Here is a 22,107-nt window from a genome sequence, read left to right on the forward strand (position 1 = left end):
TGCATTCAAAATGATTAAATCTAATAAACTTGTTAAATCGATTTTTGCTACTTCTGTTGCTCTTTCTGCAACGATAGCTACATCGTCATTCGCCGCTCCTATTGTTGTTCCTGATGCACCTCAAATCGCCGCTAAAGGTTTTGTTCTGATGGATTACCATTCAGGCAAAGTACTAGCAGAGAAAGAGATGAATACTCAGCTTTCTCCAGCAAGTTTAACCAAGATGATGACGAGCTACGTGATCGGCCAAGAGCTCGACCGTGGCAACATCAACCTAAACGACGATGTTGTAATCAGTGAAAATGCTTGGGCTAAAAACTTCCCAGATTCATCTAAGATGTTCGTTGAAGTAGGCACTACGGTTAAAGTTGAAGAATTAAACCGCGGTATCATCATTCAATCAGGTAACGACGCATGTGTTGCTATGGCTGAACACATCGCTGGCTCTGAAGATGCATTCGTTGACCTAATGAACGCTTGGGCAAGCTCTATCGGCATGAAAGACACGCACTTTGCTAACGTGCACGGTCTAGACAACCCGAACCTATACTCAACGCCTTACGATATGGCGCTACTTGGTCAGGCGCTGATTCGCGACGTACCAGACGAGTACCGTATCTACTCAGAGAAGAAATTCACATACAACGGCATCACCCAATACAACCGTAACGGTCTGTTATGGGATAAGAGCATGAACGTTGATGGCATCAAAACGGGCCACACAAGCAATGCAGGTTACAGCCTAGTAAGCTCAGCGACAGAAGGCAAAATGCGCCTAGTGGCTGTAGTTATGGGCACCAAGAATGCGAATGCTCGTAAAACAGAAAGCAAAAAACTGCTTAGCTACGGCTTCCGCTTCTTTGAAACAGTGGCACCACACACAGCCGGTGAAACCTTCGTAGAAGAGAAGATCTGGATGGGTAGCAAGGACACAGTTGCACTGGGTGTCGACGAAGATACTTTCGTAACGCTACCTCGTGGTCAAGCTAAGAACCTGAAGGCAAGCTTCGTTCTTGAGAAAGAGCTAGAAGCGCCAATCAGCAAAGGCGATGTGGTTGGTAAACTATTCTACCAAGTAGACGGTGAAGACGTTGCTGAATACCCACTACTAGCACTTGAAGATGTAGACCAAGGCAGCCTATTCAGCCGTCTATGGGACTACCTAGTTCTTCTGTTCAAGGGTTTATTCTAAACAAGCCAAAGGTTTGTTCTAGGTAAAACCTAAGCTTGTTGTATAGTTAACCTAATGAGTAAGTTCATGATTTACTCATTAGCGAACCAAAAGCCGCCATGTGCGGCTTTTGTTGATCTTGAGTTCGGCGATATTTACACGTAATATTCCGCATTATTACTCGTGTCTGTTGACCGAACACGCTTTTTATCGACATTTCGCCAATTTGCGAGAGTCTAGCCTTTTGGAGCTAATCATGAACATCAATTCTGATGCAAAACTAAAAGACCTCTTAGAGTTCCCTTGTTCATTCACTTACAAAGTAATGGGCCACGCTAAGCCAGAACTGACTGAGCTAGTACTAGAAGTGATCCAGCGTCATGCTCCTGGTGACTACAGCCCAACGCTAAAACCAAGTGCGAAAGGTAACTACCACTCTGTTTCTATCAATATTACTGCGACTTCAATTGAGCAAGTAGAAACTCTTTATAAAGAACTGGGCGAGATCGAAATCGTTCGTATGGTTCTGTAATCTCCGATTACACATGAAAAACAGCGGCTTATTGCCGCTGTTTTTGTTTAAAGCACCCTATCTAGCTCAAATTCATTCAACTTAATTTTCAATAAATACAAAGAAAGTTGAAAAACCTTGCAGTCCGTCTGTAGTTAGAATCATGTTTCGCGTTTATAATGCGTTCACTTTATTAATCCTTGAGGGAGTGCAGCTTTGCAAAATAAGCTAATCGTAAAAAAATTAGGCCGTCAGGATTACGAACCTGTATGGAAAGCCATGCATAAGTTCACAGACGAACGCACGGAAGAAGACCTAGACCAAGTTTGGTTGGTTGAACACAACCCTGTCTTCACTCAAGGACAAGCAGGCAAAGCTGAGCATGTATTAAATGCCGGTGATATCCCTGTAATACAAAGCGATCGCGGTGGCCAAGTGACTTACCACGGCCCAGGCCAATTAGTGGCTTACTTTCTGATTAACATCCGCCGCAAGAAATTCGGAGTACGTGATTTGGTTACTCATATCGAGAACCTCGTAATCAATACTCTGAAAGCTTACAATATAGATTCAGCTGCCCGACCTGACGCTCCTGGTGTTTATGTCGATGGCAAGAAAATCTGTTCACTTGGATTACGTATTCGACGTGGCTGCTCGTTCCACGGGTTAGCACTCAACGTCGATATGGACCTGTCTCCATTCCTACGTATTAACCCATGTGGTTACCAAGGTATGGAAATGGCGCAGGTAAGCCAACTCGGCGGACCAAGTGAACTAGAAAACGTTGAGCAACAGTTAATACAAGAGCTCGTAGAGCTACTCGGCTATGACCAAGTAGACATTCAAGCCACCAGTAACATTACAGCAGAAGCATAAAATCATGAGCAAACCAATCCAAATGGAAAAAGGCGTTAAATATCGTGACGCTGACAAAATGGCATTAATTCCCGTAAAGAATATGCCTGCTGAACAGAAAGAAGTTCTACGTAAGCCTGAATGGATGAAGATTAAACTTCCTTCAGACAGCCATCGTATTCAAGAAATCAAATCAGCAATGCGTAAAAACAACCTGCACTCAGTTTGTGAAGAAGCGTCTTGCCCTAACCTAGCCGAGTGTTTCAACCACGGTACGGCAACGTTTATGATTCTTGGCGCTATCTGTACTCGTCGCTGCCCGTTCTGTGATGTTGCCCATGGTCGTCCTGTTGCTCCTGAAGCTGAAGAGCCGAAGAAACTGGCTAAAACAATTCAAGACATGAAACTGAAGTACGTTGTAATCACTTCAGTTGACCGTGATGACTTGCGTGACGGCGGTGCTCAGCACTTTGCTGACTGTAACCGTGAGATTCGCGAACTCAACCCAAATATTCGTATCGAAACACTGGTTCCAGACTTCCGCGGTCGTATGGACGTTGCGCTTGACCTAATGAAAGACAACCCGCCAGATGTTTTCAACCACAACCTAGAGACAGCGCCACGTCTATACCGTAAAGCGCGTCCAGGTGCGAACTACAAGTGGTCTCTTGATCTACTGAAGAAATTCAAAGAGCAGCACCCTGATATCCCAACAAAATCAGGTGTGATGATGGGTCTTGGCGAGACAAAAGAAGAGATCGTTCAAGTACTGAAAGACCTTCGCGAACATGGTGTGACTATGCTGACACTAGGTCAATACCTAGCACCAAGCCGTCACCACTTACCAGTAGAACGCTACGTGCCGCCTTCTGAGTTCGATGAGCTGAAAGAGATTGCTCTAGAGCTAGGCTTTACTCACGCAGCGTGTGGCCCGTTTGTACGTTCTTCTTACCATGCGGACTTGCAAGCTCAAGGTATGGAAATTAAGTAATCACGATTGCTTAGCGAACAATGCAAAGGCGCTGAATATTATGTTCAGCGCCTTTTTTCTATCTTGTTCGTGCCGCTATAGCTTTATATTTCGTGCCACTAAGCTTTATATAAAAACAACAAAGCCACTCTTTATGAGTGGCTTTGTGCTTAATATTTCAAGTTCAGAGGAGGTAATTTCAAAAAGCCCAGATAGGGTTCTGCATTAACCGAAAGATGCCCAGATAACCGTTGCTACCAAAATTGGGCACACAAACTTCACATACATTGGCCAAACCTTACCAAACCAACCAAGTTGAAAATCAGGACTGCCTTGTTCAAGCTCTTTCACTTTTGAAGCTCGGCTCCATACCCAACCACCAAACACACAGAACATCAGTGCAGCGACTGGTTGAAGATACTGAGTTGCAATCATCGCTACCATGCCAAACATCGCAGCAAAGTTGTAAACAATCACCACACTAAACAGCGCGATAGCACCACCAATCACCCAGCTTGTTGGCGTTCGTCTAGTATTGAAACGCTCACTCACTAGCGCAACCGGGCCTTCAAGCATCGAAATCGAAGAAGTCAGTGCAGCAATCGTTAGTAGTAAAAAGAACACAATCGCAAAGATCTGTCCAAGCACACCTAAACTATCAAACATCAACGGCAAAACCGTGAATACTAGAGTGTCAGAGCTTAATAGTGAGCCGTCTTCAGCGTAGATTTGAACGCCTTTTTGCATCGCAACAAACATTGCTGGCATCACCACTAATCCAGCAATAAAAGCGACAGCAGTATCCACCAGAGTTACGTTCATCGCCATTTTTGGTAGGTTCTCTTTCTTGCTTAAGTAAGAGCCATAAACCAACATCGAGCAACCGCCAATAGTGAGTGAGAAGAACCCCTGTCCCATTGCCGCCAGAATCAGTTTTCTATCCCACACTTTCTCAAAGTCTGGAATAAGGTAATGTTTTAGGCCTTCCATCGCGCCAGATTGCGTCATGATGTAAACAAACAATAAGCCAAATAAAACAAACAGCGCAGGCATCAAACGAGTCGACCATTTCTCGATGCCTTGCTTAACACCGCCCTGCACAATCAAGATAGTCAGTACATAGAACGCGACGGTACCAAATACGTTGCGCTCAACACTGAAGCCCTTAAACCAATCCGCAATCGCTTCTAGGCCGATAAGATCCGCGACCGCACCAATTAGGAAACAGATCAACCAGCCACCAACAATACTGTAAAACGCCAACACTGCGCTTGGTACACTCAGTCCAACCCAACCGACAAACTCACCGACTTTCTTACCCAAAGGGTTTGTCGTCAAAGATCGCATGCTATCAACTGGGTTTGCTTGGCCGTGACGGCCTATAGCCATCTCAACCACCAGCATAGGGAAAGCAACCACGAAGATCATGATCAAATAGACCAAAAGGAAAGCACCGCCACCGTTGCTGGCAACTTGAGTCGGGAAACCCCAAATATTACCCAAGCCAACCGCTGCACCAGCCGCTGCTAAAATAAAGCCTAAACGAGAGCTAAAGTGCTCTCTTGAAGAGGAAGATTGTTGGTCCATATCGCCCGCATTAAAAATCAGTGAACTAGTTGAGAAGTACAGTAATAAAAAGCAATGATAGGCACAACCAATAAATGAACAATTCTCTGATTTTTACAATCAATGCGCTATTTAGAACAACAAAATTAACAAAAAACCAGTCTTATCGTTCAATTAGAAACAACAAAGCGAAATGGAAGGCTTGAGAAGGAAATGGATTAAATAGAGATAAATACTCGCCGTATGGTTCCATTTATACAAACAAAAAGAGCACCAAACGGTGCTCTTGTGATTCATCAGTTAATTCAGATTAGATCGTGAATACTTGATAGTCCTTTAGATTCGGAATGATTTCATGCAGCTCTTGCTCTTGTTCCGCCATCTCATCAAGAGAATCACAGAACTCATTCGCTTCCTCTTTCACTTGTTGAGAGTGTTCTTTCATTCGCTCTTCAACTTTCAGCTTTAATTCAGCCATACTGTCAGCCAATTCAGTCAGGTTTAGGCCACCATCTTGTTTCATTTTTTCTGACATCGCATTAAAAGCGCTAGAGATAAATTCTTGGTTAAAGATTTCTTTCGCCTTCTCGAAATCTTCAGACCAGCCATTGGCCATCGAATCAAAGCTTTCTGCAGGCAACACTAATTCGCCATCTTTGTAATAACGCGCTTCCAGTTCTGCAAAGTAGGTTTTCATTGATTCTTTTACATTATCAAATGACTCAGGTGAATCCAGGCTAGCCGCGATATCATCAATCACGTCATTGGCTAACGCTAAGCTATCGTTGGCCATTTGTTTCGCTCGAGGTAAGTACTCACTCATGTTTTCGCGATATTTCTCAATCGCCGCTTGTTGGTCGGCATCAAGCTCAACCTTCTCACCATGAATATAGAGGTCGTTGTTATCATCAAAAACGGCCGTATCACCATTCACTTGATGGATTTCGACTTTTTGGTCATCAATTCGTAGTTCATTCTTCAAATCAACTCGACACTGAGCAGCAAACGTTGGCAAGCTCACAACAGCGATAACCGCTGTTAGTGATGCAATTAATACACTGTTTTTCATAAATACATTGTTTTTCATAACATCCTCTCATCAATCTGACAGATTACTATACCCTTGGTATATGCTCCTTTGTCAGAGAAACGTTTTATATCTATTAGTCAGTTAGTTAGTCGATAGAGATAACTTCGTAGCAAAACTGTTTATCTGCGACCTTAAACTCAATCTCATCACCAACTTCTTTACCCATTAGAGCCTGGCCAAAAGGTGCATTTGCCGTCACGATGGCAATCTCATTCTCATTCCACGTGACAGAAAGTCCGCCGACTCTCGGCCCCATAAAAAAGTGTTTATATTGATCATGCTCGTCAATGACCACAACGTAACTGCTCACCGTAACCTTCTCGCTATCACGCAACACTAAGTTACGATAACACTGAATATCGTCTTCACACTCTTGTACCCTCACCGCTTGACCATGGGCGAGATACGAAGCTTCTAATGCCAATGTATCGTACTTATGTTCAGGCACAGTCTCTTCATCGGTCGCAGCATCAATCGCACGCTGAGTCGCAGATTGTGCGATACGTAATCGGGATTCGAGTTGCTCTATGATTATTTGGCGAAGCTCAGACTTATTCATACTATTGGGGTGCTTTTCTATAGGAGCTACAGAATAGAATTAGGTACAATCAGGTGCAAGACATTTGATTCATCAAGCGACGCTATCATGAATAGGCGCCCGCTTTAGCATCAATACGACACTTAATAACTCAGGTAGAACATAAATGATTGAGCAGAAGCTAAAACAAGTATTCGGATTCGACTCACTGCGCAATGGGCAAAAGCAAGTCATTGATAACGTTCTATCTGGTCACTCGACTGCCGCGATATTCCCGACAGGCTCAGGTAAATCGCTGTGCTATCAATTACCAGCATTAGAGTTACCGCACTTAACCTTGGTGATATCGCCACTGTTAGCCTTGATGAAAGACCAACTCGCTTTCCTGCACAGTAAAGGCATTAGCGCAGCGGCAATCGAATCAAGCCAAGACCGACAAACCACACAACAGGTTATGCAGTCAGTGCGTAACGGTGACACCAAGATCCTCATGATCTCCGTCGAGCGCTTGAAGAACGAACGCTTTCGTCAGTTTATCTCCCAAGTGTCGATCTCACTGCTTGTGGTCGATGAAGCGCACTGTATTTCAGAATGGGGACACAACTTCAGACCCGACTACCTGAAGCTTCCTCAATACCAAAAACAGCTCAATATTCCTCAGGTTCTACTACTGACAGCCACTGCGACTACAGCGGTTATCCAAGATATGAAGTCAAAGTTTGAAATTGATGAGGAGCGCGTTGTGGTTACGGGTTTCTATCGTCAAAATCTCGATCTGTCGATTCAACCTTGTGAACAAACCAGTAAGCTAGAAACCTTGTGCAATGTGGTTAACCAAGCTTCTCTCGCTCCGACTATTGTTTATGTCACCCTTCAACAAACGGCAGAGATGGTGGCTCAGCAGCTTCGCAATGCTGGCGTTAATGCAGTGGCTTACCATGCGGGTCTTAAGCCTGAAAATAGAGATGCTATTCAACACCAATTCATGAATGATGACGTGAGCTGTATCGTCGCAACTATCGCGTTTGGTATGGGCGTGGATAAGTCCAACATTCGCCGAGTGATTCACTTTGACTTACCAAAATCGATCGAAAACTACTCACAAGAGATCGGCAGAGCTGGTCGAGATGGGCAAGCGTCTGAATGTATTTTACTGGCTAACAAACACGGTTTAAGCACACTCGAGAACTTCGTTTTTGGTGATACGCCAGACAACATATCGATCCAAGCGGTATTAAAAGAGATCTACGAAAATCAAAACATTGGCGCTTCTGGCTCGAATCAATGGGAGATCATGCTTAATCAACTATCACGTGAATCCAACATTCGTCAGTTACCGCTAAAAACACTACTGGTGTATCTCGAAATTGAAGGTGTGATTGAGCCCAAGTACAGCTACTTCGCAGACTACAAATTTAAGTTCATTCGTCCGAAACAGCAGATCACAGAGCAATTTCAAAGTGAACGTCGTCAATTTGTCGAAGCGATTTTCCAATGCTCTCCTCAAGCAAGAGTGTGGTGCCAAGTCGACTTCGATGCGCTTTGGACACACTTCCAAGCCGATCGTCAGCGTGTGATTGCGGCTATCGACTACTTCAATGAACAAGGTTGGATTGAACTAGAAAGCAAGCAGATCACCGATGTCTACGCGATCCACAATACTTCTGAAGATATGATGCAACTGTCAGAGCGTCTAACTGAGTTGTTTAAAGCAAAAGAAAACAGCGAGATAAACCGCCTTAACCAAATGCTGAATTTCTTTGAGGCAGATACTTGCCTAAGCTCACGCCTTGCGAGTTATTTTGCCGATGATAAAGCACCAACAAACTGCGGTCACTGCTCTGTATGTCGAGGAGAAGTGGCAATCTTACCAACCGTTGATGTTGAACCTATCGATGATGAGACGGTGATGACATGGATACATGAGTTTATTTCGGCTAGCCAACAACTGATTACCGACGAGGCAATTACTCGCTTCTTATGTGGAATCGCCACCCCGCTTTCAACCAAACTCAAAGCCAGTAAAATGGTCGGTTATGGCAAGCTAGAGCAGCAACCGTTCAGTGATACCTTAGCGCGAGTAAAACAACTTCCTAGGTAATTCTTACTTATAAAAAACCGACTAGGCTATGAAGCGTAGTCGGTATTCATCTCACTCATTATCTTTAAAAGAAGCTCAACTGACGCATTTGGTCTTTAGGTTGCAGCATTACGCTTAAACCAAGCAGGCGTATTTCTCGCCCCTGTTGTCTTTTCAGTATTTCACTAAGCAGCTCTTTGAAGTGTTCACGATCGAGAGAGGCATGGATGTGTTCAATCGTGGTTTGTTGAAAGTCGGCGAACTTGAGCTTAATGCCCTGCTTGATGATCGCTTTGCTTGGACTAGCCTTTTCTAAGCGAGTCTCGAGTTCAGGAAATAGCTTGTCTTCGATTACCTGCCAACATTCAGCGTAAGTTGAAATATTTTGAGTGAAGGTGCGCTCTACGCCTACCGATTTTCGCTCGCGCTCGATGATAACTTCTCGATCATCAATGCCATGACTGCGCTTCCAGAGTGATGCACCTTGACGGCCAAACTTGAGTAGGAGGTCTCGATAGTCAGACTCTTTGATATCCTTACAAGTAAAGAAACCCGCTTGATGCAGCTTTTCAATGCTCACCTTGCCGACACCAGAAATCTTTTCAAGTGGCAGCTCATCAATCACTGATTGAACGTCCTGTGGAGGTATAACAAACTGACCATTGGGCTTATTCAGATCCGAGGCCACTTTCGCCAAGAATTTAATCGGTGCAATACCAGCAGAAGCTGTCAGGTTCAGTTCGTTCCAAATATCACGGCGAATAGACTCGGCAATAAGTGTTGCTGAACCGTGACACCGCTTAGAATCGGTGACATCAAGGAAAGCTTCATCCAAGGAAAGTGGTTCAATGATTGATGTGTATCGAGAGAAGATTTCACGGATCTTTTTAGATATCTCGACATAGACCGACATTCTTCCCGGCACAACCAATAGATTAGGACAAAGCTGTAGGGCCTTTCCGGTAGGCATTGCAGAGCGAACACCAAACTTGCGGGCTTCATAATTACAGGTGCTCAAAACGCCGCGTTGCTTTTCATGCCCACCAACAGCTAACGGGCGATTTCGGTAAGCAGGGTTATCACGCATTTCTACAGCCGCGTAAAAACAATCCATATCGACATGGATTATTTTTCTGACTTTCTCTTGGTCCGAACTGCACATTTGGAAATAACTCAACCTTACAACTGTATCTATGAACAGTATAATCAATTATTCTCAGATTTAAAATGATCTGGAGTCCAGCTCAACAGGTTTCACTTCATTCGCCGCCCACTATTCTGATAGTATTGTTAGGAGTATTTAGTCTATAAGTAGGGATAGCTTTTGAGTGAAAAAATACTAGTGGTAGAGGATAGTCGCGCATTCAGAAACTATCTTTACCAACAATTTAAGAACGATGGCTATGAAGTTGCGTTGGCGGAATCTGTAGAAGAAGCCAAAGCGATCTTAGAGCAAGAAACGGATTTCTTGTGTGCAGTCCTCGACTACTGTTTACCTGACGGCCAAGACGGCGAGATCATTGATCTCGTCTTAGGCTATCAACAGAAAATCATTGTCCTGACCGGGATGTTCGACAATCAACTGCGAGAGCAAGTCCTAGCCAAAGGCGTTATCGATTACATACTTAAAGACAGTATGTCGTCAGTAAGCTACCTACTCCCTCTAGTTCAAAGAATTTCGAATAATCGCCACCACAAAGCACTGGTTGTCGATGATTCAGCGGTCGTTCGCCGTTACATAGTTCAACTTCTAGAACACCAATATATCCAAACAATCCAAGCCGAAGATGGCGAACAAGCATTAAAGCTTCTTCATAACGACCCTGATATTACATTCGTTGTTACAGACCATGATATGCCGAAGAAAGACGGTATAGCGATGATCCGTGAGATTCGACGCGATCACGACAGAAACCAGTTGGCCATTCTAGGATTATCCGGGAGTGATGATCGCACTATGACAGCGCGATTCCTTAAAGCGGGTGCCAACGATTTCCTTTACAAACCTTTTAACCAAGAAGAGTTTTTCTGCCGTATCCATCAGCTGCTTGATATGAAAGAAGCGGCTAATGAGCTATTTCGACATGCCAACGAGGATGCTCTTACTGGCTTATGGAATCGTCGCTACCTGTTCAATCATCCTTGTAAAGGCTGCGATCAACGAAACATCGCGATGATGGACATCGACTTCTTTAAGAAAGTGAATGATACCTTTGGACACGATGGTGGTGATGCCGTGCTGATCGATGTAGGGAAAATAATCAAAGATCATTTCAAAGACGATGTCGCTGTGCGCTTTGGTGGCGAAGAGTTTTGTATTCAGTCGTGCGGCGCATTTGAAAGCTTTGTTGACAACTTAGAGTCCATGAGAGAAGCCATTGAAAGCCATGTTGTTGAGCATGACTCTCAAAGAATCAAGGTCAGTATCAGTATCGGCGTAACCGATTTAGACGCGAAGCTAGATGAGCAGATCAAAGCCGCTGATGAGCTTCTTTATACGGCAAAAGAGCAAGGTAGAAACCAACTAGTGTTTGCGCGTAACAGCATGCAAATCGAACAATAGTCATTCGCCTCTGTTTCCATTTTTGGTATACCAAGATTAATTGCTAGACCTCAAAACTAAAAAAGCTCAAGACGATAATCTTGAGCTTTTCAATTTGAGGGCATAGATAACTCTATCCCCTATGACTGTCACCAATTAAGCGATACGGTCTTTACTCCAAGCCGCTTCTTTTTGTTGACGCTCAGCCAGCTTCTCTTCACGGTAAGCTTCACGTGCTTCACGCTTCTTACGCGCGTCACAAGGTTCAGGGCAGTTACATACTTTATCAATACCAACAGCACCCAAACCGCCACAGCTACCTTTCACAACTTTCTTTTGGATAATGTAGCCAATTGACATCGCTGCGATTACTGCAAGAAAAACACCAAATGTAATCAGAAATGTATTCATAATTATCTCGCTTACCTTATTTACCTAAGTATGGCTTAAATGCTTCAGAAGCAATTTCTTTAAAGCCATCTGCTGTTTTTACCACCATGAACACTGGGATGTTATGTTGGTTTGCGACTTCCATTCCTTTTTCCTCACCTAAGACCATAAGGCCCGTAGATAAGCCGTCTGCAGTCATTGAAGACGGGTTTAAAACAGTCACAGAAACCACTTTATGGTGAAGAGGCTTTCCTGTTTCAGGGTTGATGATGTGTGAGTAACGAACACCATCACGTTCAAAATAGTTACGGTAATCACCAGAGGTTGCGATAGCCATATCACCCGGCTCGATGATCTCTTGGATATTACGCTCATCAACGCTTGGTTTCTCAATCGCGATACGCCAGCCCACGTTCTCACGGTTTAAACCTTTCAGACGAATTTCGCCACCGACTTCAACCATGTAGTTGTGAATACCGATAGAATCAAGGTAGTCAGCGACGACGTCAACACCCCAACCTTTTGCAATCGTGGATAGATCGACATACAGGTTAGGTAGGTCTTTCTTCAACATGTTGCCTTCAACACTAAGATGATGGATACCAATCTTAGCCTTGCGAGCCGCCAGCTCTTCATCTGATGGCACAACTTCAGGACGAGCTTCAGGACCAAAACCCCATAAGTTAACTAACGGACCAACCGTTACATCCAGAGCTCCTTCAGTAAGACCGTTCAAACGAATCGCTTCTTTCACAACCGTCGCTGTTTGCTCAGATACTTCGAACGCATCCGCACCTTTATGCTGGTTGAAACGGCTTAATTCGGAATCTTCACGGTAAGTCGACATCTGGTCGTTTACTTCTTCAAGTAGACGATCGATCTCTGTATGAACTTCATTAGACTCAGGAAATTCATCACCATTGATGTATTTAATATTGTAACTCGTGCCCATCGTTGGGCCACTCAAATGCACTTGCTCTCTTGACTGCTCACAGCCCGCAAGAAAAATCAAAGAAGTTAATGCAACAAGCCAAATTCTCACTTGCTTACTCCTGTCTAATGTTGAGGATTCATATAAGGAAAAATAAGAGTAAAAAATAGGTATTTTGAATGCCTTACTCTTTCTTATATAAGCCAGTATGTTGTCAAAAGCTGTCTTAGAAAAACAAATGGCTGACTCGTAGGAGTCAGCCATAATATCAATCACTTAAGTGGATTAACCACCGAAGTCATCTAGTAGGATGTTTTCATCTTCTACACCAAGATCTTTCAGCATGCCGATAACAGCAGCGTTCATCATCGGTGGACCACACATGTAGTACTCACAATCTTCAGGAGCTTCGTGATCCTTCAGGTAGTTTTCGTAAAGTACGTTGTGGATGAAACCAGTGTAACCGTCCCAGTTGTCCTCTGGTTGAGGATCAGACAGTGCACAGTGCCACACGAAGTTTTCGTTTGCAGCCGCTAGGCCATCGAAATCTTCAATGTAGAACATCTCACGCTTAGAACGCGCGCCATACCAGTAAGACATCTTACGAGTAGACTTAAGACGCTTAAGTTGGTCGAAGATATGAGAACGCATAGGCGCCATACCTGCACCACCACCGATGAATACCATTTCGTTGTCTGTGTCTTTAGCAAAGAACTCACCAAATGGACCAGAAATAGTACATTTGTCGCCTTCTTTAAGAGACCAGATGTATGAAGACATAACACCAGGAGCTACGTCAGGGTTGTTTGGCGGCGGAGTTGCGATACGCACGTTAAGCTTGATGATGCCTTTCTCTTCTGGGTATGAAGCCATAGAGTAAGCACGGATCGAATGCTCTTTAACGATAGACTCATAACGGAACAAGTTGAACTTATCCCAGTCACCACGGTATTCCTCAGGAATATCGTAATCTGCGTATTTCACGTGATGTGGTTCAGCTTCAATCTGAATGTAACCACCCGCGCGGAACGGAACTTCTTCACCTTCAGGGATCGCTAGAGCAAGTTCTTTGATGAAAGTAGCTTCGTTGTTATTCGAGATAACAGTACATTCCCACTTTTTAACACCAAAGATATCTTCGTCTAGTTCAATCTCCATGTCAGTTTTCATAGCAACTTGACATGCAAGACGTTCGCCTTCGCGAGCTTCACCTTTTGTGATGTGATCAAGTTCAGTTGGAAGGATGTCGCCACCACCAGACTTAACTTTTACACGACACTGACCACAAGAGCCACCGCCACCACAAGCAGAAGATACGAAGATACCAGCGCCAGCCAGGGCACCAAGTAGCTTGCTACCAGGTTGAGTAACGATCGCCTTTTCAGGGTCGCCGTTTACTGAAATAGTGATGTCACCTGATGGTACTAACTTAGACTTAGCGAAAAGAATCACTAGTACTAGAGCCAGTACAATAATGGTAAACATCGCTACGCCAAGAATAATACTAAACATTTGTTATTCCTTATTACTGGGTGCTTACCCTACAGTTGAACACCAGAGAAAGACATAAAGCCTAACGCCATCAGACCAACAGTAATGAACGTGATACCAAGGCCACGAAGACCTGGAGGTACGTCAGAGTACTTCATCTTCTCACGGATACCCGCAAGAGCAACGATAGCTAACATCCAACCCACACCAGAACCGAAGCCGTAAACAACAGATTCAGCAAAGTTGTAGTCACGAGTTACCATGAAAGATACACCACCAAAGATTGCACAGTTAACTGTGATCAGTGGAAGGAAGATACCTAGTGCGTTGTACAAAGGTGGGAAGAAACGGTCTAGAACCATCTCTAGGATTTGTACAAGTGCCGCGATAACACCGATGAATGCGATGAAGTTAAGGAAACTTAAATCTACACCTTCAACAAGCGCGTTTTCTTTCAGGATGTGTGTGTAAACAAGGTTGTTTACAGGAACAGCGATTGTAAGTACTACAACTACCGCAACACCAAGACCAAAAGAAGTTTTAACTTTCTTAGATACCGCTAGGAATGTACACATACCTAGGAAGAAAGAAAGCGCCATGTTTTCGATGAAAATCGATTTAACTAGCAGACTAATATAATGTTCCATGACTACCTTACCCCTTCGCTTCTACTTGTTCTGGTTTGAACACACGAATTGCCCAAATCAAGAAACCAATTAGGAAGAATGCAGAAGGTGCTAGAAGCATCAAGCCGTTTGGCTGATACCAACCACCGTTGCTCACTAGAGGTAGTACTTCCATACCAAATAGTTTGCCAGAGCCTAGAAGCTCACGGAAGAAACCAACAGTGATAAGAACGAAACCGTAACCAAGACCGTTACCAAGACCATCGATTAGAGATGGGATTGGCGCAGACTTCATTGCGAATGCTTCAGCACGACCCATTACAATACAGTTAGTAATGATTAGGCCTACGAATACAGATAGCTGCTTAGAGATATCGTATAGGTATGCTTTAAGCACTTGGTCTACCACGATTACTAGTGATGCGATAATTGCCATCTGAACGATGATACGCACACTGTTAGGAATGTGGTTACGGATCAAAGAAACGAAGAAGTTAGACAGAGCAGTAACGAACATTACCGCGATAGTCATAACAAATGCTGTTTCTAGCTTAGTGGTTACCGCAAGAGCAGAACACACACCAAGAACCTGTAGCGCGATTGGGTTGTTGTCCAACACCGGCGCTAAGATGCTCTTTTTAATTTCTTTTGCACTAGACATTAGTTCAGACCTCCGTCACGAACTTTTGCTAGGAACGGACCAAAGCCCATATCACCTAACCAGAAGTCAAATGTATGTTGAACACCAACGCTAGTCAGTGTTGCACCAGAAAGGCCATCTACACCGTGCTCAGAACCTTGAGGAGCGCCACCTTTAACAACCTGAATAGCAGGTTTGTGGTTTTCGTCGAATAATTTCTTACCAACGAATTGAGCGCGCCAAGATGGGTTCTCAACTTCACCACCAAGTCCAGGAGTTTCACCTTGCTCGTAGTAAGTGATACCAGAAACTGTGTTGCCATCAGTTTCTACCGCAACGAATGCGTACATCATTGACCATAGACCGTTACCGTGAACAGGGATGATAACTTTAGAAGTTTCAGCGCCATCTTTCACAAGGTATACAGTACCCGTGTTAGCACGACGAAGGATCTTAGCGATGTCATCTTCAGCTGAAAGCTTGATTGACTGAGCTGGATCTTTTGCCGCTTTACGTTGGTCGTATGCAGCAGCATCGCCGTCAACGAAATCGCCAGTAGCGAAATCAACTAGACGAGGTTCAATGTTCTCTGCGTACAGTTCAGGGATATTACCCGCAAGTTCAATGCCCGCAACTTCAAGGATCTTAGTTTGCTGATCTAGAACCGCGTTAGCTTGTTGCTTAGGTTTAAGAACAACTGCAGCTGTTGAAACGATGATTGAGCACACTAGGCTCAATGCGATAACAACAAACAGCGTCTTTTTAATGCTATCGTTATTACTTGCCATAGCGCGCTAGTCTCCGCTTAATGTTCTTCTCGATTACAACGTGGTCAAACAGAGGAGCAAATAGGTTTGCGAATAGAATCGCAAGCATCATGCCTTCTGGGTATGCAGGGTTAACTACACGAATCATTACACACATTGCGCCGATTAGGATGCCGTACCACCACTTACCACCATTGGTAAATGACGCTGATACAGGGTCTGTTGCCATGAAGAACATACCAAATGCGAAGCCACCTAGAACTAGGTGCCAGTGCCAAGGCATGCTGAACATTGCGTTAGTGTCAGAACCGATCACATTAAACAATGTTGATACAGCAATCATACCGATCATAACACCAGCAATGATGCGCCATGAAGCAATGCCCATGTATACGATCATTGCAGCACCGATCATAAGTGCAAGCGTTGATACTTCACCGATAGAACCTGGAATGTTACCAATGAATGCGTCCATCCAAGTGATCGTCTCACCAGATACCGTGTTCATTAGCGCGCTACCACCGCCTTGAGCCCATTGGCTAAGCGCTGTTGCACCAGAGAAACCATCAGCTGCAGTCCAAACTACGTCACCAGAAATCTGAGCAGGGTATGCAAAGAATAGGAACGCACGGCCAGCAAGTGCAGGGTTTAGGAAGTTACGACCCGTACCACCAAAAATCTCTTTAGCAACAACAACACCGAAGGTAATACCTAGTGCAGCTTGCCATAGAGGAAGTGTTGGCGGAACAATAAGCGCGAACAAGATAGAAGTAACAAAGAAACCTTCGTTAACTTCGTGCTTACGCACCATACAGAACAGTACTTCCCAGAAACCACCAACGATAAAGACCGTCGCGTAGATAGGTAAGAAGTAAGTCGCACCCAAGAGCATCTTACTGCCCCAACCTGCATCGGCTCCTAAGGAGGCTCCAAGCATTTCGGTTAGCCAGTAGTGCCAGTTACCATCAATGATAGAAACTAGTTCTGCACCTGAATACATGTGGTTTAGTGCTGCAATAGCTTGACCACCTGCGTTGTACATACCCCAGAACATTGCTGGGAATACCGCAAGCCAAACCATGATCATGATACGTTTTAAGTCAACGCTATCACGGACATGCGAGCTTTTCTTTGTAACTGTACCTGGTGTGTAGAAAAGTGTTGCTGCAGCTTCGTAAAGCGCAAACCACGTTTCGTGTTTACCACCTGGTTCAAAATGATGCTCGATGTCTTCAATAAACTTTTTAAGGCCCATGAAAATTACCCTTCCTTCACAATTGTATCTAGGCATTCACGAAGTAACTGACCGTACTCGTACTTACCAGGACATACAAAGGTACACAGTGCTAAATCTTCTTCATCTAGCTCTAGCGCACCAAGTGCTTGTGCACTATCAACGTCGCCAGCACATAGATCGCGAAGCAGCAAAGTAGGCTCCATATCTAATGGCATTACTTTCTCGTAGTTACCAATTGGAACCATAGAGCGATCACTACCGTTTGTTGTCGTTGTCATGTTGAACAACTGACCTTTAAACACGTGACCAAGGAATGAACGAGTAACAGAGAACTTGTTCTTACCAGGCATAGCCCAGCCAAATAGCTCTTTATCACGACCTTCACGAAGAACCGAAACCTGTTGATGGTAACGGCCAAGGTAAGCATGTGGACCTGAAGCGTGAACACCAGATAATACTGAACCTGAGATCAGGCGAACTTCACCTGGCATCAACTCGCTGTCCGTCAACTCTTCAAGGCTAGCACCAATTTGAGTACGAACTAGGCGTGGGTTATTAACTACTGGACCAGCCAGAGAAACAACACGCTCAGAGTAAATCTCACCAGTAAGGAACAACTTACCGAATGCGATAACGTCTTGGTAGTTAATGCTCCACGCTACATTTTGTGCATTTACCGGATATAGGTAATGCATATGCGTGCCTGCAAGACCTGCAGGGTGTGGGCCATCAAAAACATGTTCTTCAACGTTAGACTGAGCTGAACGAGGTAAGCTAGTACCTTTTTTACAAACGTACACTTTACCGTTAGTCAGAGTTGAAAGAAGATCTAAACCAGCAACGAAAGCATCAGACTGCTCGTTAATGATTAATTCTGGCTCAGCTGCTAGCGGATTAGTATCCATAGCAGTAACGAAAATAGCCTGAGTTTCAGAATCAACTGCTGGAACCTTGCTGAACGGACGAGTTCGCAAAGCGGTCCATGCGCCAGACTCAACTAACTGAGCTTTAACCGTTTCACGGTCAAGGCCTACTAGTTGGTTAGCTTCATAGCTATTGAACGTGATTTGCTCATTGCCTGCTACTTCAATCACTACTGATTGAAGAACACGCTTAGCACCACGGTTCACTTCAATAACTTTACCGCTTGCTGGAGAAGTAAATACAACACCTGGGTTCTTTTTATCTGCAAAAAGAACTTGGCCTTTCTTCACTTCATCACCAACGCGAGCATGCATCGTAGGACGCATACCAACGTACTCTTCGCCAAGCAAGGCGACTTTAGTGATGGACTTACCATCATTAATCACCTGGGATGGAGTTCCTGCGATAGGAAGATCCAAACCCTTCTTTATTGTAATCATACGCACTTGCACTACTTTATCGGGAAAAAGATTCTTTTAATTGCGTAAATTCAGGACGTTTTAAAATCGCCCTTAGACACGACATTACAGTGTCCGGTTTTGGTAAATTTGAGATACCAAAATCGCAACATTTTCATAATAAAATCACCACACGAATCATGTGAGATTTATCAGGTGCGATATTCTAGCATTTTTTGACAACTCGATGCCATGACCAATAACTTGAATACAGCCTTTATTTGGTGAGATTTGAAGCATATGGCCTCTCAAATATGTATAAATTTGACGAGCCGCACAGATAAAATGGCTTTTGAATCGTGTTTTAAACAAGAGATTAATACTCTGTCACAAACTAATATTTTACTAGTTATGTTGAAACACTGTTAATAAAAACATTACTCATTGTAGGTATTTGAGCTCGTTCAATTTGACATCAGTTTGGGTGATATAAGAACGAAAAATACATACGTTTGACGACAAAAAAAGCGCCATGGCGCTTTTCTCTGTATATAGGCCTTCTTACTTTCCGCCACCCATACACATTGGACTGTCTGGCACGCTATCTAGCTGCTTCATCCATTCATCTTTTGTATAAGTGTGAATAGACAGTGCGTGGATATTATTGGCTAACTCTTCTGAAAGTGCCTTATTTACCGCTCGATGACGAGCAATAAGACGCAAACCTTCAAACACATCGCTGACAACAATCACTTTGAAATGACTCTCAGAACCAGCCGGAACATTGTGCATATAGCTCTCATTGACCACGTTTAAATGACTTGGTGAAAACTCATTGTGCAATTTTGTTTCGATAACTTCTTGGATCATTGTGATTCCTTAATAACGTATTGGCATTATCCGTGGGCTAAGTATAAACCCTAACAGGTCGAGTGTCTGAGTATTTCATAGCAAATGGCATAGGTTTGGTTGAGTTTTTTCTATCTTGTTCAGCCTGCATTTGAGACAATATCTTTGTTATTTCTTACATAAGTATCTCAAGCAATGAAAACCGAACTTACCCTTCACGATAGAACTTTAACCTTACATCGTTTCCCGAAACGTTCAAATGAAACCCTTCAAGCTTGGGATGCGGGCGACGAATACATTATTAGCCATGTTGAAGAGATGAACCTTGAACCTGGTAAACACATCCTGATCATGAACGACAGCTTCGGTGCCCTATCCGCTTGGTTCTCGAAAGATCATGATGTCACTATGATGAGCGACTCATTTATCTCTCACCGTGGTGCCCTGAAAAACTTGCAGCGCAATCAAAGTAACCGAGTGAACTTCTTGAACACGATGGATGATATCCCACACGGTATCGATCTTGTGATCATGCAGCTGCCAAAAACAAATCGTCACCTAATCTGGCAATTGAGTCAGCTACGCCAAGCATTGCCTGAAGGCTGCCAAGTGATCGGCGTCAACAAGGTAAAAGAGATTCACACCTCTACGCTTAACCTGTTCGAAAAATACCTAGGCGAAACCAAAACATCACTAGCGAAGAAAAAACACCGCTTAGTCTTCTCATCTCCAAACTGCCAGCCAATTCAAACTGTAGAGCCTTTTGTTGAATGGGATGTAGACGGTGAAGATATCCGCCTGAAAAATTTACCAAATGTTTACTCAGGGGAAGCACTCGATCAAGGCGCTCGCTATATGCTAGAGCACATTCCTCAAGATCCTGAGCTACGTCATATCATCGATCTTGGTTGTGGCAACGGTGTATTGAGTGTAAAAGCAGGGCAATTGAACCCACAAGCCCGTATCACCTGTGTGGATGAAAGCTTTATGGCGGTGGAATCGGCGCGCCAAAACGTCAAAGATAACCTTGGTGAAGAAGGCAACTTCCAGTTCATCGCCAACAACTGTTTAGATGGCTTCAAGAAAAACAGCACCTACTTAGTGATGTGTAATCCTCCATTCCATCAGCAACAAGCGATTACGGATCACATTGCGTGGCAAATGTTCTGTGATGCAAAGCATGTTCTAAGCAATGGAGGCAAATTAATTGTTATTGGCAACCGACACCTCGGATACGATGTCAAACTAGCAAGACTATTTGGTGAAGCTAACGTTGAAACGCTTGAACTAAACCAAAAATTTGAGATATTACAAGCAACAAGAGAACCTGCGAATTTTAATAAATAAGCAGAAACGACTTCACAAGAATTTAAGATACCGAGCTTCTGGTGTGAATTTAGAAAGGATAAAGGAATGAAAAAACTGATTTTGGCTGCTTCTATTATGGCTTTGACAGCATGTTCAGCCCCTCAGCAAGAACAGATCAATGTAATGCCAGAAGCTTCACTAAGCTCAAGCAACCTTGTACAAGGCAAAACATACACACTAACCAGTAAAGATGTTCGTGCCGCTCAATATGTTGCATTGGTTGATAGTGGCCGTTCAAACATTCAGCCAATTCACGCTAAGCAAAACATGCGTATTTCTCTAGAAAATGCTGTTGCACAGCAGTTAGAGTCTCAAGGTTTTCGTGCGAGCGTAAACAGTGAAAACTCGATTGTTTTAGAGATTCAAGAAGCACTCGTTACCGTAGAGCACACCATTATGGAAAACAAAATGGACGGTAAAGTAACGCTTGAAGTTACCGCTGAAACGCCTGAAGGCAAACTAGTTAAAACATTCAACGGCACTGCAACACGCACTGGTGCATTGAGTGCATCTAACGACGACATCTCTATGGTTCTTAATGACGTGATCAACTTGGTTCTTACTGAGATCGCTAACGACCAAGAGCTACAAACTTACATGAAGGAACGTTTCTAATGGGTCGTATTTTATCTTCTATCGCATTAATGCTAGTGAGCGTGAGCGTTTGGGCTGGTCCTAAAGTAAACGTGGAAACAACATTAGGCGACTTCACTATTGAGCTTAACCAAGAACAAGCACCGGTTAGTGCGGAGAACTTCCTAAAATACGTTGCTGACGGCAGCTACGAAGGCACTATCTTCCACCGTGTTATTCCTGGCTTTATGGCTCAAGGTGGCGGCTTCGATCAAGAGATGAATCAACAAGCAACTTACGCTCCTATCAAGAATGAAGGCAGCAATGGCCTGAAGAACGATACAGCAACAATCGCGATGGCTCGTACTAATGCGCCAGATTCTGCAACTCGTCAGTTCTTCATTAACTTCTCTGATAATGACTTCTTGAACGCAAAAGGTAGCAACCCAGGCTACGCTGTATTCGGCAAAGTAACTGAAGGTTTTGATGTTGTTCAAAAGATGGCAACGATTCCAACCAAGCGAATGGGCCGCATGTCAGACATACCAGTTGACCCAATCGTCATCACTAAAGTGACCATTCTTAAGTAA

Annotated in this window: 22 protein-coding genes; 9 read left to right on the forward strand and 13 right to left on the reverse strand. The window is 43.9% G+C overall.

The window, feature by feature from the left end; genetic code table 11:
• The first annotated feature begins 10 nt into the window (after nt 1-10).
• The 4 genes from AB4167_RS06325 to lipA all read left to right on the forward strand — a co-directional run bounded on the left by AB4167_RS06325 (nt 11) and on the right by lipA (nt 3,528).
• Complete coding sequence (locus AB4167_RS06325; RefSeq protein ID WP_017068508.1) at nt 11-1,192, forward strand: serine hydrolase; 1,182 nt, start codon at nt 11-13, stop codon at nt 1,190-1,192.
• A 232-nt stretch (nt 1,193-1,424) separates the two neighbouring features.
• Nucleotides 1,425-1,703, forward strand: a complete 279-nt coding sequence (ybeD, locus tag AB4167_RS06330) for a DUF493 family protein YbeD (protein WP_026084358.1) — start codon at nt 1,425-1,427, stop codon at nt 1,701-1,703.
• A gap of 195 nt (nt 1,704-1,898) precedes the next feature.
• Nucleotides 1,899-2,558: a lipoyl(octanoyl) transferase LipB gene (lipB, locus tag AB4167_RS06335; protein WP_017068510.1), complete on the forward strand. Its 660-nt coding sequence runs from the start codon at nt 1,899-1,901 to the stop codon at nt 2,556-2,558.
• A gap of 4 nt (nt 2,559-2,562) precedes the next feature.
• Entirely contained in the window at nt 2,563-3,528 is a 966-nt protein-coding gene (lipA, locus tag AB4167_RS06340; RefSeq protein WP_017064177.1) for a lipoyl synthase, read from the forward strand.
• A 204-nt stretch (nt 3,529-3,732) separates the two neighbouring features.
• On the opposite strand, the gene AB4167_RS06345 is transcribed toward lipA, so the two are convergent.
• From AB4167_RS06345 to AB4167_RS06355, 3 genes are all read right to left on the reverse strand, one after another.
• Nucleotides 3,733-5,094 (reverse strand): sodium-dependent transporter, encoded by a 1,362-nt coding sequence (locus tag AB4167_RS06345; RefSeq protein WP_017059919.1) that lies wholly within the window; start codon nt 5,092-5,094, stop codon nt 3,733-3,735.
• 289 nt (nt 5,095-5,383) lie between these two features.
• On the reverse strand, nt 5,384-6,160 hold the full coding sequence (locus AB4167_RS06350; protein WP_372136302.1) for a YggN family protein: 777 nt from the start codon (nt 6,158-6,160) through the stop codon (nt 5,384-5,386).
• Between the two features lie 88 nt (nt 6,161-6,248).
• Nucleotides 6,249-6,722: a GreA/GreB family elongation factor gene (locus AB4167_RS06355; RefSeq protein ID WP_017059917.1), complete on the reverse strand. Its 474-nt coding sequence runs from the start codon at nt 6,720-6,722 to the stop codon at nt 6,249-6,251.
• A gap of 145 nt (nt 6,723-6,867) precedes the next feature.
• On the opposite strand from AB4167_RS06355, the gene AB4167_RS06360 reads away from it, so the two are divergent.
• Nucleotides 6,868-8,802 (forward strand): ATP-dependent DNA helicase RecQ, encoded by a 1,935-nt coding sequence (locus AB4167_RS06360; protein ID WP_017059916.1) that lies wholly within the window; start codon nt 6,868-6,870, stop codon nt 8,800-8,802.
• 64 nt (nt 8,803-8,866) lie between these two features.
• On the opposite strand, the gene dinB is transcribed toward AB4167_RS06360, so the two are convergent.
• Nucleotides 8,867-9,943 (reverse strand): DNA polymerase IV, encoded by a 1,077-nt coding sequence (gene dinB / locus AB4167_RS06365; protein ID WP_372136303.1) that lies wholly within the window; start codon nt 9,941-9,943, stop codon nt 8,867-8,869.
• Between the two features lie 162 nt (nt 9,944-10,105).
• Between dinB and AB4167_RS06370 the strand changes: the two genes are divergently transcribed.
• Complete coding sequence (locus AB4167_RS06370) at nt 10,106-11,344, forward strand: response regulator (protein WP_017059914.1); 1,239 nt, start codon at nt 10,106-10,108, stop codon at nt 11,342-11,344.
• A 135-nt stretch (nt 11,345-11,479) separates the two neighbouring features.
• On the opposite strand, the gene nqrM is transcribed toward AB4167_RS06370, so the two are convergent.
• The 9 genes from nqrM to bolA form a co-directional block, all read right to left on the reverse strand.
• Nucleotides 11,480-11,734, reverse strand: coding sequence for a (Na+)-NQR maturation NqrM (nqrM, locus tag AB4167_RS06375; RefSeq protein WP_009848378.1), 255 nt, complete (start codon nt 11,732-11,734; stop codon nt 11,480-11,482).
• A 16-nt stretch (nt 11,735-11,750) separates the two neighbouring features.
• On the reverse strand, nt 11,751-12,755 hold the full coding sequence (locus AB4167_RS06380; protein WP_017059913.1) for an FAD:protein FMN transferase: 1,005 nt from the start codon (nt 12,753-12,755) through the stop codon (nt 11,751-11,753).
• Between the two features lie 174 nt (nt 12,756-12,929).
• Complete coding sequence (nqrF, locus tag AB4167_RS06385) at nt 12,930-14,156, reverse strand: NADH:ubiquinone reductase (Na(+)-transporting) subunit F (protein ID WP_017059912.1); 1,227 nt, start codon at nt 14,154-14,156, stop codon at nt 12,930-12,932.
• 29 nt (nt 14,157-14,185) lie between these two features.
• Nucleotides 14,186-14,782 (reverse strand): NADH:ubiquinone reductase (Na(+)-transporting) subunit E, encoded by a 597-nt coding sequence (gene nqrE, locus AB4167_RS06390; RefSeq protein ID WP_009848375.1) that lies wholly within the window; start codon nt 14,780-14,782, stop codon nt 14,186-14,188.
• A gap of 7 nt (nt 14,783-14,789) precedes the next feature.
• On the reverse strand, nt 14,790-15,422 hold the full coding sequence (locus tag AB4167_RS06395) for an NADH:ubiquinone reductase (Na(+)-transporting) subunit D (RefSeq protein ID WP_008223083.1): 633 nt from the start codon (nt 15,420-15,422) through the stop codon (nt 14,790-14,792).
• Nucleotides 15,422-16,189, reverse strand: coding sequence for a Na(+)-translocating NADH-quinone reductase subunit C (locus AB4167_RS06400; RefSeq protein ID WP_017059911.1), 768 nt, complete (start codon nt 16,187-16,189; stop codon nt 15,422-15,424). The genes AB4167_RS06395 and AB4167_RS06400 overlap by 1 nt, the downstream gene beginning before the upstream one ends.
• Nucleotides 16,179-17,423: an NADH:ubiquinone reductase (Na(+)-transporting) subunit B gene (locus AB4167_RS06405; protein ID WP_010439046.1), complete on the reverse strand. Its 1,245-nt coding sequence runs from the start codon at nt 17,421-17,423 to the stop codon at nt 16,179-16,181. Before AB4167_RS06405 ends, AB4167_RS06400 begins: the two co-directional genes overlap by 11 nt.
• Before the next feature lie 5 nt (nt 17,424-17,428).
• Nucleotides 17,429-18,769 carry a Na(+)-translocating NADH-quinone reductase subunit A gene (locus AB4167_RS06410; protein ID WP_017080319.1) on the reverse strand — a complete coding sequence of 447 codons (1,341 nt, stop codon included), beginning with the start codon at nt 18,767-18,769 and terminating at the stop codon, nt 17,429-17,431.
• Nucleotides 18,770-19,288: 519 nt separating this feature from the next.
• Nucleotides 19,289-19,597: a transcriptional regulator BolA gene (bolA, locus tag AB4167_RS06415; protein ID WP_017059909.1), complete on the reverse strand. Its 309-nt coding sequence runs from the start codon at nt 19,595-19,597 to the stop codon at nt 19,289-19,291.
• Nucleotides 19,598-19,771: 174 nt separating this feature from the next.
• Between bolA and AB4167_RS06420 the strand changes: the two genes are divergently transcribed.
• From AB4167_RS06420 to AB4167_RS06430, 3 genes are all read left to right on the forward strand, one after another.
• On the forward strand, nt 19,772-20,923 hold the full coding sequence (locus AB4167_RS06420) for a methyltransferase (protein ID WP_372084251.1): 1,152 nt from the start codon (nt 19,772-19,774) through the stop codon (nt 20,921-20,923).
• Nucleotides 20,924-20,989: 66 nt separating this feature from the next.
• Entirely contained in the window at nt 20,990-21,559 is a 570-nt protein-coding gene (locus tag AB4167_RS06425) for a YajG family lipoprotein (RefSeq protein ID WP_017059907.1), read from the forward strand.
• On the forward strand, nt 21,559-22,107 hold the full coding sequence (locus AB4167_RS06430) for a peptidylprolyl isomerase (protein ID WP_372084249.1): 549 nt from the start codon (nt 21,559-21,561) through the stop codon (nt 22,105-22,107). The genes AB4167_RS06425 and AB4167_RS06430 overlap by 1 nt, the downstream gene beginning before the upstream one ends.

It is taken from the genome of Vibrio sp. 10N.286.49.E11 (assembly GCF_041469505.1).
Classification (GTDB): Bacteria; Pseudomonadota; Gammaproteobacteria; order Enterobacterales; family Vibrionaceae; genus Vibrio; species Vibrio crassostreae_C.

Bases quoted from the DNA above. Each gene is read 5' to 3' on its own strand.
- AB4167_RS06355 (WP_017059917.1), bottom strand. From the start codon at position 6,722: ATGAATAAGTCTGAGCTTCGCCAAATAATCATAGAGCAACTCGAATCC.
- nqrM (WP_009848378.1), bottom strand. From the start codon at position 11,734: ATGAATACATTTCTGATTACATTTGGTGTTTTTCTTGCAGTAATCGCA.
- AB4167_RS06325 (WP_017068508.1), top strand. From the start codon at position 11: ATGATTAAATCTAATAAACTTGTTAAATCGATTTTTGCTACTTCTGTT.
- dinB (WP_372136303.1), bottom strand. From the start codon at position 9,943: ATGTGCAGTTCGGACCAAGAGAAAGTCAGAAAAATAATCCATGTCGAT.
- AB4167_RS06360 (WP_017059916.1), top strand. From the start codon at position 6,868: ATGATTGAGCAGAAGCTAAAACAAGTATTCGGATTCGACTCACTGCGC.
- bolA (WP_017059909.1), bottom strand. From the start codon at position 19,597: ATGATCCAAGAAGTTATCGAAACAAAATTGCACAATGAGTTTTCACCA.
- lipA (WP_017064177.1), top strand. From the start codon at position 2,563: ATGAGCAAACCAATCCAAATGGAAAAAGGCGTTAAATATCGTGACGCT.
- AB4167_RS06425 (WP_017059907.1), top strand. From the start codon at position 20,990: ATGAAAAAACTGATTTTGGCTGCTTCTATTATGGCTTTGACAGCATGT.
- nqrF (WP_017059912.1), bottom strand. From the start codon at position 14,156: ATGTTTAGTATTATTCTTGGCGTAGCGATGTTTACCATTATTGTACTG.
- AB4167_RS06395 (WP_008223083.1), bottom strand. From the start codon at position 15,422: ATGTCTAGTGCAAAAGAAATTAAAAAGAGCATCTTAGCGCCGGTGTTG.
- AB4167_RS06350 (WP_372136302.1), bottom strand. From the start codon at position 6,160: ATGAAAAACAATGTATTTATGAAAAACAGTGTATTAATTGCATCACTA.
- AB4167_RS06405 (WP_010439046.1), bottom strand. From the start codon at position 17,423: ATGGGCCTTAAAAAGTTTATTGAAGACATCGAGCATCATTTTGAACCA.
- AB4167_RS06400 (WP_017059911.1), bottom strand. From the start codon at position 16,189: ATGGCAAGTAATAACGATAGCATTAAAAAGACGCTGTTTGTTGTTATC.
- AB4167_RS06345 (WP_017059919.1), bottom strand. From the start codon at position 5,094: ATGGACCAACAATCTTCCTCTTCAAGAGAGCACTTTAGCTCTCGTTTA.
- AB4167_RS06410 (WP_017080319.1), bottom strand. From the start codon at position 18,769: ATGATTACAATAAAGAAGGGTTTGGATCTTCCTATCGCAGGAACTCCA.
- nqrE (WP_009848375.1), bottom strand. From the start codon at position 14,782: ATGGAACATTATATTAGTCTGCTAGTTAAATCGATTTTCATCGAAAAC.
- AB4167_RS06430 (WP_372084249.1), top strand. From the start codon at position 21,559: ATGGGTCGTATTTTATCTTCTATCGCATTAATGCTAGTGAGCGTGAGC.
- AB4167_RS06420 (WP_372084251.1), top strand. From the start codon at position 19,772: ATGAAAACCGAACTTACCCTTCACGATAGAACTTTAACCTTACATCGT.